General features: G+C 33.7%; 4 protein-coding genes. All 4 read left to right on the forward strand.

Annotated elements, in window-relative coordinates:
- Positions 1 to 13 precede the first annotated feature (13 nt).
- From BLW23_RS01625 to BLW23_RS01640, 4 genes are read left to right on the forward strand one after another with little or no spacing between them, the layout of a single operon-like run.
- Positions 14 to 5,320: a DNA/RNA non-specific endonuclease gene (locus BLW23_RS01625; RefSeq protein ID WP_093667506.1), complete on the forward strand. Its 5,307-nt coding sequence runs from the start codon at positions 14 to 16 to the stop codon at positions 5,318 to 5,320.
- Positions 5,321 to 6,028 carry a hypothetical protein gene (locus tag BLW23_RS01630; RefSeq protein WP_093667507.1) on the forward strand — a complete coding sequence of 236 codons (708 nt, stop codon included), beginning with the start codon at positions 5,321 to 5,323 and terminating at the stop codon, positions 6,026 to 6,028.
- 56 nt (positions 6,029 to 6,084) lie between these two features.
- Positions 6,085 to 10,695 (forward strand): hypothetical protein, encoded by a 4,611-nt coding sequence (locus BLW23_RS01635; protein WP_143032080.1) that lies wholly within the window; start codon positions 6,085 to 6,087, stop codon positions 10,693 to 10,695.
- The gene (locus BLW23_RS01640) at positions 10,688 to 12,781 is read left to right on the forward strand and encodes a fibronectin type III domain-containing protein (protein WP_093667509.1); all 2,094 of its coding nucleotides are present in this window, start codon (positions 10,688 to 10,690) and stop codon (positions 12,779 to 12,781) included. Before BLW23_RS01635 ends, BLW23_RS01640 begins: the two co-directional genes overlap by 8 nt.
- Positions 12,782 to 12,792 lie beyond the last annotated feature (11 nt).

Consider the following 12,792-nt stretch of genomic DNA (forward strand, 5'->3'; position numbering starts at 1 on the left):
CAGCCTCCATTGTATGAAAAAACTACTAACCTTTTTTATTTTCTTTACAATCGTAGAAACTTTATTAGGACAACAATATCCAGTAACTATTGTTCCAAGAGTTAACAGTCCAGCTCCCGTTAATTTTTATAATTATGCCGATGATTCAAGTCTTAACAGTCCAGTAACAATTCAAGTATTTTTAAATGATATTACAATAGCAAACAGGCAAATTAGGTTGAAAACCTATTTTGAAGGAGGTAATATTAACTTTCGAAGTAAAGATTTTGTTTTAGGAGCTAGTGATTTGTTTATTGAAGGAGGAGTCCCATTAAGTCTTACAAACGTAGATTTAGCTCCATATTACAAGTTTGATAATATCGAGGGGATTAATTCAACGACCTATGCTCAAACCATACCAGAAGGAAGTTATAACTTTTGTTTTGAGGTATATGATTACCTATCGGGAACTAAGCTTTCCGATAAAAGATGTGCAACTGTATTTATATTCAAAAATGAACCTCCTATACTAAATATACCTTTTAATAACTCGAATATTGAACCACGAGATTTCGAAAATATTGTTTTTCAATGGACACCAAGGCATATTAATGTTAGTAATGTTGAATATGAATTTAGCATGGTTGAAATTTGGGATGACCATATTAATCCTCAGACGGCTTTTTTGTCTCAAGTTCCTGTTTATGAAGAGACGACAAGAAGAACTACTTTGGTTTATGGACCAGATAAGCCGCTATTACTTCCTGGAAAGAGATATGCTTGGCGAGTACGAGCAAAAGCTTTGCAAGGGCTTGAGGAAATTGGATTATTCAAAAACCAAGGATATAGTGAAGTTTTTTGGTTTTCTCGAACATTGCCTTGTGAAACACCTGATGGTGTAAGCGGTGAACCAAAGGGAACATCTAAAATTAATGTGTATTGGAATCAAACTCCAGATATCCATTCAGAATATATTATAGCTTATAGAGAAGCTGATAAAGCTAATGCTTTTTGGTTTACAAAAAGAACAAATAGTAGTTGGGCAACAATTTGGAATTTGAAGCCAGGTACAACATACGAGTATAAAGTAAAAGGAAAGTGCCAATTTCAATACAGTGATTATTCAGAAATTCAAAGGGTAACAACTGAAACTATACAAAATGATGATGCTAATTATCAATGTGGAATTGTTCCTGATGCTATTGCAATTAGTAACAGAGAACCACATCCTGGATTAATTTTGGGAGATGTTTTTACTGCTGGAAAATTTAGAACAACAATTACTGAAATACAAAATCAGGGAAATGGAAGAATTACTGGAAGAGGATATGTTGAAATTCCGTATTTAAAGTTCGCAAAGTTCGGAGTTGAGTTTAAAAGTATTTTGGTAAATTCATCTAATCAACTTGCAGAAGGTGAAGTTGTAACACTTTATGATGCCGAGTTTGGTCAAGGATCTTCTGCAATAGTCGACGTTGACATTTCTGATGGAATTAATGGTGATGATGGAATACTAGAAGATGCAATTGAAGTTGATTTTGTGATTGATACTGTTGAGATTGATTCAAATGGAGCTATAGTTATCACAGGGGCTAATGGTGAGTCAGCTATTGTTCCTGGAGATGATGATATTAATATTGTTAGTGCCAATGGAGATGTTTGGTCGGTTGGAGAAGATGGTACAATTACAAAACAAGACGGTGCTGATGGTGGGGCTGTAGTTGATTCAAATACCGATGGTGTTGATGATGATGGGAATATAACAGATGTTTCAGCAGATGGAGTTAAGGTTGTATTTGAGAATTCTGGATACTATTATTTTGATGAACTACCAGAAGGAACTTCAGATGTTTTCGAAAAAGAGTATAAAATACTAAATAACGGTTCAAGTAAATATAAAGTACCTTATAAGGTAGTTTCAGATTCTAATGGGAAGGATTTTGTAAGAGCTAAAGTTGAAATTTTAGATTCTGATATTACAAAAGAAGATATCATTTTTAAAACCAAAGATGGTGCTCAGCTAAATGTTGAATGGTTGGATGATAAAACAGCTAAAATCAACTTGGAAAGAAAGTATCATTATGTTGATGAAGAAATTTTAGCTGTAGTTAAATCGAAGGATGATCCTGAAAGGTTTGAAATAGCAGGAAATTTAATAGTGACCCACTTGGCATCGGAAAAGCTTGATGTAATTAATGTTACTCTAGTGCCAGTTGGGATACCGAGTGTTGATTCGCAGGTTAAAGAAGGGGTTAAAGAAATATACAAAAAAGCTGGAGTTCGATTAAATATACAAGAGGTTCCAAGCGTAGATCTAGACCAAATTTATGGATGGGATATTAATAATGATACTAGATTGAAAGTAGGTGATAGTTCTATATTATCACATTATACCGATGAAGAAAAGGCATTCAACAATTATGTAAAAAAGCAAAACTACTATTCAAAAACTACATACTATGTTTTCGTAACAAATGTACCCGTAACCGATTCGGAAGTAGCTGGTTTTATGCCTTTAAAAAGACAATTTGGTTTTGTTTTTACGAGAAATGCCAATACAGTTGAACATCAATCGAGAACTTTAGCGCATGAGCTAGGACATGGGATTTTTGGATTAGAACACACTTGGGATGAATATAAATTTCCACCTGCAGCGACCGATTTCTTAATGGATTATGGTTCAGGAACTGTCTTGAATCATTTGGATTGGAAAAAGATTCATGCACCTGGTATGAAATTATATTGGTTTCAAGGAGATGATGATGGACAAAATATTATAACAGGAATTGACTATAAAGCCTTAGTAGATTGGTTGAGAGACAATAATGGTAATTCTTCGGTTAATTACGACCCAAAACTTTTTCTAACGGATTCTTTCAGAACGATTATGAGGGAAAGAATTCCAATATCTGTTAATTTTAAAATTGGAAATCGTCAGTTAAATTTAAGTGGAAGTCTATCGAAAAATAAAGGAAAAGTTGATTTAGCAAATTTGGAAAGATTTTTAGAACTAGAATTAAATAAAACGCATTTTTATCGAGATAAAATAAAGTATGCTGTTGGAGATGAACGTTCAGGAGCGGATGCGGTTAGTTTAAGAATTGGTGATGTAAAAGATTACGAGGAGTATTCCAATTATGTTGGTTTAACTGTGGATAAAGAATATATAATTAATGAATTTAATAAGGAGTTCGAAAAGGCAGGAGCAGATTGCGATAAACTCGATTATTTATATGAACATATTCCCAATTTCGTAATTGATAGCAGGAATGCTAATTTATGGAATGATCTTATCACTTTAAGTAATTGTTCTATTGATCAATGGGGAACAGATGAAGAAAAAGGGATATTAAAATTAATTGATGGAATAGGCAGGAATAATGCTCAAGATTTGGTTGATGGACTTATTTCTAGAAAAATAGATGAGAAAGCTCTTTTCGGAGTCTTATATGACAAAATACATAATTACGGTGGAGAAGATAATTTTTCGAACTTTATAAAGAAAATTTACACATATTGGTTAAAAAGTAGTTACGGTAATAGAGAACCCCAGTTATTTATTCCATATAGCTCCGAGAAGAAACTAGGTTTTTATACAAGTAACTTCAAAGTTTTTCCTAAAACCAATGGCGAAGAAATTTTTATAACTTCCAAATATAATGGTAGATATTATAAAGAAGTAGGTAGTTTTCATTTATATGATAAAATAGATCTGATTAATAGTAATCAGGATGCGGAAGGGTTAAGATTGCCTTCTCAAGAAATCCCAGGATTTTATTTAAGAGCGCTTAAAGATGTTAATGAAACCTCAAATCTAGAAACAGCTTTCAGTTTAACATTTGATGTAGCAGCTACGTTTACAGGAATAGGAAACATTGCCAAATTACGTCATTTAAGACACTTAACAACTGCTCAAAAATCATTAAAGTACTCTATAGCTGGGGCGGAAATAACATCAGGGGTATTAAATGCAATGCTCACCCTTTCTGATTGTAATACTGAGTTTTGTAGTAAACTTAGAACACATTTATTCTGGTTAGAAATGGGATCGCTTGGTCTTGATACTTTCACGGAACAAATGATCCGAAAAACAGCTAAAGAATCGTATGATGTTGCTGATGCTTCAATAGATGTTGCGATCAGAGACGAGTTAGCTAAAATTGCAAAGGTTCAGGTAAGTATAAAAGATAAAATAAAACAATTACTAAGAGGAAATATAAATCTGGCTGGTGATAATGTATCTGTAGTTAAAAGTTATATTAATAATAATGATAATTATGTTGATATTATTGTCCATTCAGATGACGTGGGAGACAATTTTTCTGTAATTATTGAACTCCAGGGAAGAACCGAAAATGTAACATTAACAGCGAGTGAGTTTGCGCAAGCTTTGGAGTCGATACCTAATAATAAAACAATTCGCTTATTAAGTTGTAATAAACCTAACAGTGCCAGTGAAATAGCTCAAATACTAAATAGGAACATAATTGGATCTACTGGTGAAATGAAGATATACAGTAATAGTGTTGTTGAAGGAGATTATTGGTATGTAGCTAAACCGGATGGACAAGTCAATGATATTTCAATAAACACAGGTGTTCCTTCAGGTTCTTTTGTTGTTCTTAAGCAAAAATTTGTAGATGATGTACCTGCTGCTGTTTCAGCAAAAGCACGTAACATTCTCGGAAATCAATATGATGAATTCATTGAAATGCTGACAAGAAGTAATTTACCGGGTACATGGAGTTTAAAGAGCGTTGGAAATACTTTACAAGTTGTAGATAGAAAAGGTACAGTTTGGGCAACGATCTCTGATAAAAAAATAGAAGCAAAAATTGGAGGGACTGGAGATGGATGGAACCCTCTGTTGAATGTTGATCCTCCATTAATGAAAGGTTTTACCTATAAAGTACAAGGAGGGAGATTTGAGTATAAGATTGATGGTCAGGGTAGGGTAGTAAAAGCTACTATGAATCCAGTTACAATTAATCAAAATATCAGAAGAAATGAAGCAGCACAAAGAAGGGCTAAAGACGTTAAAGATGGTTCTAATCAAAATGTAGATGATGGAGGCCATATTTTTAGGAACGAATGGGGAGGACCAAGTGAACAAATAAACTATTTTCCTCAGAATTCCAATGAAAATAGTTCTGGGGCTTGGTTTCAGATGGAAAAAGCTGTTTCAGATAAGTTAAAGTCTGATAGTCTTCTAGGTGTTAAAATCGAAATGGATTTTAATTATCCAGGGAATTCTAAAAGACCAAATTCGGTAGATGTTAAAGTTATTATTGATAATGAAATCGATATTAGTTTGTCAGACAATTATAAAAACCCATTATAGATGAAAATAAATGACTTAGTAAAAAAGATAAGTAGTTTATCTCATTCAAGTAATATTAGAATAATTATGACGCTATCTACTTCTAAGATTAGTACAAGATTTTATCATTATATAAATGAAGAATGGAAAGGGTTTTGGGTTGAACCTATAGAATATTCGGATTTTAGAAATCATGTTAATTTATTATATGAAAATAGATTATATAATTTTGAACGAAGATTCAACAAATTGGAAGTTTCGATAGATGAAAAAGGTAATTATAAAGAAAGTTACTCTTGGGATAATTATAAGGAAAGAGAAGATAAAATAATAGCAGCAAAATACTTTTTCCAATGGTTAAATGAAACAATGATGAATCGAATTTTTGAATATGAGAAGGAAAATGATTTACTAACCCCAAATTATGATGAAGATGGTGATTTTGTCGATTATCAATCTTCTTACGAAAAGGGAGTTTTCACTTTTACCATAAAAGATAATTCAATAATTCATGAAATAGAATTGTTGAAAGGTGGAGTGAACAGAAAATCACCAATGATTTTACCGATCTATATGGAGAAAGCAATTTTAGAGCATTTCAATATGACCAATAATGATTTAAGAAATGAGTGGGACTCATGGAATAAATTGGTAATAAACTGTCCTCATAATTCAATTCCATATGATAAATGGAGTGATTATGTTTTTTATAGTCTTGAAGATTTGTAAACCATAAAATAAAGCGAAAAACTAAAAAAATTAACTAACTAAACTACGCTACATCAATGAATAAAAAACTACCCCTAAGTTTTTTTATGATCATGTTTGTAAGTATTCAACTATTCTCTAGCAATACTTTTGATTATAAAAAAGACAGTTTGAGTGTAAAAGATTTGGAATCACCAAATCTATCTAAAGCAATAGCCAAAAAGAAGTTTAGAAATTTTTCTTCATTGGAAAAGTTTGATTCTGATCAAGTTTTAGAAGAAAAAGCGAGTTTTGATCAACAAGGATATGACTTTTCCTCGGTTGAGAATCAAACAAATGAAAAATGGTTAAAGATGGCTAAGAATACTTTTAAAAGTATTGAAGAGTCTGGAAATTATATTGATCTTTTAACAAGAGATGGTCTCAGTGAACTGCCTGTTGCTATAAAACCTGTAACGATTAGCAATGTAAAGTACACTGTTGGTATTGCCAAAGCCGTTTTAAAACCAACCTATTCCGAGTTAACCGTTTTTTTAAAGGTTAATTTGCCAAATACCAATCCAGATAGAGGAGAGCAAGAATTAATTCTTGGAGCATCTAACGTAAAGTTATCTCATGATGGAGGAATTGTTGGAGATGCAAGGCTTCATTTAATTTCTCAATTTACGGTTAACATAAATAACGGTTCACTATTACTAACCTTAAAAGGAAGTTTTGAAGAACCCGGAACTTATGCAACAATAGATTGTTCTGGATTTAAAGAAATGGGAATCGATGCCAACTTAAAATTTGCAAGTGATTTATTATTTCCTGTGGATGACAACGGTAAAAAGAAAGTCGGTTATGTTGAAGCCGATTTTAAAACAACAGCTTCCGATTGGAACGATATGGTTGTGAATATATCATTGCCTGAGTTTGGTATTAAAGGTTTAGAGGGAACGACCTTCAAGCTAAATACAGCTGTGTTTGATTTTAGTGATCTAAGAAATGACGAGGCAACTCCGCAAGTTTATTTAAATAAATTTTATAGTACACAACCAACTTTGTGGAGAGGTGTTTATGTAAAATCACTACAAGTTGTTTTACCACCCGAATTCAAAAAGAAAGGAAGTAGCGATAGAATTGCATTTGGAGCTTCAGATTTAATTATCGATGAGCAAGGGGTAACAGGTAAATTCATAGGTGAAAATATTATTGGGTTAAATGAAGGAAGTGCCTCAGGATGGGATTTTTCTTTAGATCATTTTTTATTAGATATTGAAACGAATCATTTGAGAGGCGGAGAGTTTAAAGGGAAGCTCGTTTTACCAGTTTCTCAATTAGATAGTTTACAATACAATGCTGTATTTCAACCTGGAGAATATAAGTTAGCGGTAAAAACTGAAAAGGATATAAAGTTTGATGTTTGGAAAGCGAAGGTGCACCTTACTCAAGATTCCTACGTTGAAATGAAGGTGAAAGATGGAAAGTTCAGGCCGAAAGCAAGTTTAAATGGATCAATGAGTTTGGCATCTGGACTAAAAAAGGATGATACTTCAAATAGTTATGATAATTCCAAAAATATCATTGATTTTAAAGGGATTACTTTCCAAAAAATGGTACTTCAAACAGAGTCTCCTAAGTTTTCTGTTGATTACTTTGGAATAAAAGGAAGATTACAATTAGCTAATTTCCCGATAGCAATTAATGAAATAGGCTTGAAAACTCCAGGAGACAACAAAGCTGAGTTACTTTTTGATTTTGAAGTGAATCTAACATCCGAATCCGACGGAGGAAATGGAGGGGCATCAAAGTTAGCCATTAAAGGAAAATTAGATGATGCTGGTAATAAGTGGAAGTTTGATGGTGTACGACTTGAGCACCTGTTCATTAAAATGGACGTAGCTGGAATGCAATTAAAAGGGGCTATTTTTATTTTTGAAGATGACCCAACATATGGAACAGGCTTCGCGGGAGCAGTAGGCGCAAAGCTTTCAACAGGATTAAAGTTTGAATGTGAGGCGAAAGCTCTATTTGGAAGAACAGATACCTTCCGTTATTGGTACGCCGATGCGAAAGTGACCATCCCAGGTGGAATTCCTGTGTTTCCAGGTTTTGCCTTAAATGCTTTCGGTGGTGGTTTTTACAATAAAATGCGAATGGCTGGTAATACCAATGTTCAGGACGCTGCTTTTAAAGAAATTGGAGCTTCAACGTCTGGAGTTATTTATGAGCCATATGAGCAAAATTCGTTTGGTTTAAAAGCTTCAGTGGGTATTATTACTCAAAATTCTGAGGAGTTGTTTCATGCCACAGTAGAATTTGGTATGGCATTCAGAAGATCGGGAGGACTACAGGAAGTATACTTAAAAGGTTTTGGAGAGTTAATTACATCTTTACCGGGAGATTTCTTTGATACGGTTAATAGTAATTTAAGCAGTATAGCGGCTGTTGGTGGTCAAGGAATACCAGCACAATCTCCAACTGCGGCAATTTCCGCGAATGTTTTTATTGGTTTTGATTTTGTCAATGACATTTTCCATTCTACGTCCGAAGTATATATCAATTTTGGCGTGTTAAAAGGTATTGGACCAAATGGAAGAGCTGGCTGGCTCGATTTCTATGTGTCACCCGATGAATGGCATTTATTAATAGGAACTCCTGAAGATAGAGTGGGAGTTAAAATCGACCTTGGTATTCTTAGAGTTCAGATGGATAGTTATTTTATGACTGGTGATGATTTACCAGGAAGTCCGCCTCCGCCTCCTATAGTTGCTGATATTTTGGGAATGGATGCTAGCGAACTAGATTATATGAGAGACGCCAATATGCTGAAGTCAGGAAAAGGTTTGGCATTTGGATCAAGTATGAGTGTATCTACAGGAGATTTGAAATTTTTGATATTCTATGCACGTTTTGATGCTGGAATCGGATTTGATATTATGCTAAAGGATTATGGAGATGCTTATTGTAGAGGCTCTTCAGAACCCGTAGGAATGAATGGTTGGTATGCTAACGGACAAGCATACGCTTATTTGCAAGGAGTTTTGGGACTTACCTTTAAATTATTCGGAATTAAAAAGAAACTTCCAATTATTTCTGGGGGAGGAGCCGTTTTATTACAAGCTCGCTTACCGAATCCAGCTTGGTTCAGAGGATATTTGGCCGGGAAATATAGTCTATTGGGTGGTCTTGTAAAGGGTAGATTCCGATTTAAAATTGAGCTTGGGGATAAATGTGATATGATTGGAGGAGGTCCATTAGATGGAATTGTTGTCATAAGTGATTTAACACCGAAAGATGGCAGCAGTGATGTTGATGTATTTGCTGCACCTCAGGCTGTTTTCAATATGCAAATAAATAAAGTTTTTGATATTCCTGATGATACCGGTGATAGAAGATATAAAATTTTATTAGATGAATTTAATGTAACTCATAATGGAAATAGCATTGATGGAGAGGTAAAATGGAATGACAGAAATGACGTTGCGGCCTTTTATTCTCATGAAATTTTACCACCACATTCGCAATTAAAAGCGAAGGTACAGTTGTACTTTCAGGAATATAAAAATGGAAGATGGGAAACCATAAAGTCAGGCGGTACTAATGCAACTGAATTTAAAGAAGTTAATTTTACCACCGGAGAGGCACCAACAACAATTCCGTTATCCAATATTGATTATATGTATCCTGTTCTTGGTCAAAAGAATTTCTATAAAGATCAGTATAGAACGGCGTATATAAATCTGAAAAGAGGACAGTCATATCTTTTTGATGAAGTACCTACTTGGAAGAAAGAAATGAATATGGTTTCTGGATTTGGAAGTCGTTATAAGAAAACATACACCTATAATAGAGCTAGAAAACAGGTTACCTATGCTTTACCTTCTCAAATCGACAATCAAACGGACTATAATGTAAGTTTGATGCTAGTTTCTGAAGGGAATACTTTAGACACAAATGTTTCGGAAAGCTATCAATCAAAAAATATAAATGGAGATAGTAATAATACCGCGCAAGTAAAATCTAGAAAAGCAGAAGGAAGTATAAGTAAAGATGGTGAAAGAGAATTGCTAACGTATGATTTTAGCACGAGTGCATTTAGAACTTTTCAACAGAAAATGAGAACAATGAGAGTTGTTCGAAATTTATATGAGCATTTGATTTATCCAAGTGGGATAATTTTATACTCTAAAATTAATTTTCTTGAAACTTTTGATATTCCTGAGCTTAGAGGAAATCAATTTACGGGTAACAAACCATTAATAGTGGCTGCGGCTAATTTAGACGATAGCTATTATAAAAGGCAAATATTTCCAATGATTTATAAGGGATATCCTTATGAAGGTGTTATTACAGTATCAAGAGAAACTTATAAAGTAGGAGTGCCTCCGAAACAAGCCGTTGAGCCTCTGACATGGTACGTGACTTATGCTGAAAATGGATATACGGATGAAGCAAACTTATACAATCCTTATAGTTACAATTTGGCTTATTATTATTTAAGGGATTATGAAGATTTGAGGTATCAATTGGTAAACTCTAGTCTATCATGGGAAACAAATCCTAGATATATAAAATTAGCAACGGATCCTTTCCCATACATGAGAAAAGGTAGATATAATGCTACATTAAAGTATATGTTGCCAGGTCAATCTAGAGCGAGTTCTACGAATCAAATAAAATATGAAAACCCTTTACATGATTAAGATGAAGAACCTGAATATAATCTGTTTATTCTTAGGAATAATCTCAAACATTTATTCACAAAAAGAAATTGGTGGTCAGGCTTCTGAAGTGAAAGTTATAGCCACCGTATCGAATAAAAAGATACTATTGAGATGGGGAGTTACTACACCAAGAGCTTGGAAATATGCGAATAAATATGGTTATCATATCGAGCGAAAAACTATTGTAAAAAATGGAGTAGTACAACAACAACCTAAAGTAGAATTATTGACACCTATCCCTATTAAGCCTCGCCCAATGATGGAATGGAAGGAGTTTACTGAAAATAACGTAAACGCCGCTATTGCAGCGCAAGCCTTATATGGAGAAGAGTTTGAAGTAGATATGAACAATGGAGGAAATGGTATTCTAAATATTATAAACAAAGCACAAGCTTTGGAGCAACGTTTTACATTCGCTTTACATGCGGCAGATCAAGATTTCGAAGTAGCAAAATTTTCAGGATTGGCTTTCGAAGATATTACTGTAAAGGAAGGTGAGAATTATTTGTATAACATACGTGTCGCAATTCCAGAAAATGAAAATAAAAAAGTAAAAAAAGGAGGTGTTTATATTGGTTTAAGAGATAAAAAACCTTTGCCTGAACCTAAGGAGTTTGTCGGAGTTTTTAAAGATAAAACGGTGCTTTTATCTTGGAATCAAGCGATTGTAAGTAGTTTCTATACCAACTATATTATTGAAAAATCGGAAGATGCAGGGAAGAGTTTTAAAGAATTATTAGGAACACCTTTAGTTGATTTAGGAGGAAGGGAACGAAACCCATCTAATAGAATGATGTATATCGACAGTCTTTTCCAGAACAATAAAGTATATCAATACCGAATAAAAGGAGTCTCTCCTTTTGGAATAGAGGGGCCTTATTCGAAAGTGGTTTCAGGAAAGGGAATCACACCATTAACTTTTACACCTTTTATTTCGGATGTATTGGTTGATAATTATGGAGTTATGTTAAAGTGGGAGTTTTCGGGAGAAGCGATACATACTTTAAAAAAGTTTAAGTTATTACGATCAAATACACCTAAAGGGAAGTATTTGGTAATAAACGACAATATTTCGAAAAATCAGCGGAGTATCCGTTTAACAGGACTCCAACCAGTTAATTATTATAAAATAGTAGGAGTGGGTTTTGATGGAGGAACAAGAACGTCATTTCCAAAAATGGTGCAACCCGATGATAGTACTCCACCGGCAATACCTTCCTTGTTAAATGGAACAATCGACTCTTTAGGAGTCGTGAGACTTCAATGGAAGAAAAATACTGAAATCGACTTTTTAGGATATAGGGTTTTCAAAGCAAATCTTAAAACAGATGAATTCACGCAAATAACTTTTGAACCAGTTCCTCAAAACTCTATTACCGATACAATCAATATTAAAACTTTAAATAAGCATATATATTATAAAGTACAGTCTTTCGATAAACGCTATAATCCATCTGAATTCTCTGAGGTTATAGAATTAAAAAGACCTGATATCGTACCGCCAACACAACCCGTTTTTACGTTGTTTAATGCGGATAAAGGAGTTGTATTATTAAAATGGATTAACAGTACCAGTGAAGATGCGGAAACTACCAGTATATACAGAAAAGAAAGAGGAGTCGAGGAACCTTGGCAGTTACTAGCGACAATTCCATTGCCTACTACTGAATATGAAGATAGAACTGGTATTCCTGATAAAACGTACTTATATACGGCTTTAACGACAGATGAATCGGGGTTAGAGTCGGAACCAATTACTCCCTTAAAAATTACTATTATTGATAATAGACCAAAGCCTATAATAGAAAGGTTCGTTGCAGAGGCCAATAGAATTGAAAATTATATTCGTTTGAATTGGACTTATAAGCATGATGGTTTAAAAGGGTTTAATCTTTATAAAGCGAAAGAAGGAAAAAAGCCCTCACTTTATAAAGTTTTTGGAAATGAAACCAATAAGTTTTTGGACAAAAACCTATTGATTAATACAAAGTATTCATATCTATTACAAGCAATTTTCGAGACAGGCGCCAAGTCTCCCTTGAAAAAAATTGAAATTAACTACTAAACTTTAAGCAG

This window comes from Tenacibaculum sp. MAR_2009_124, assembly GCF_900105455.1.
Taxonomy (GTDB): Bacteria; Bacteroidota; Bacteroidia; order Flavobacteriales; family Flavobacteriaceae; genus Polaribacter.

What these genes read in the sequence shown, in the direction of transcription:
- BLW23_RS01625 (WP_093667506.1), top strand. Translation starts at nt 14, where the DNA reads ATGAAAAAACTACTAACCTTTTTTATTTTCTTTACAATCGTAGAAACT.
- BLW23_RS01630 (WP_093667507.1), top strand. Translation starts at nt 5,321, where the DNA reads ATGAAAATAAATGACTTAGTAAAAAAGATAAGTAGTTTATCTCATTCA.
- BLW23_RS01635 (WP_143032080.1), top strand. Translation starts at nt 6,085, where the DNA reads ATGAATAAAAAACTACCCCTAAGTTTTTTTATGATCATGTTTGTAAGT.
- BLW23_RS01640 (WP_093667509.1), top strand. Translation starts at nt 10,688, where the DNA reads ATGATTAAGATGAAGAACCTGAATATAATCTGTTTATTCTTAGGAATA.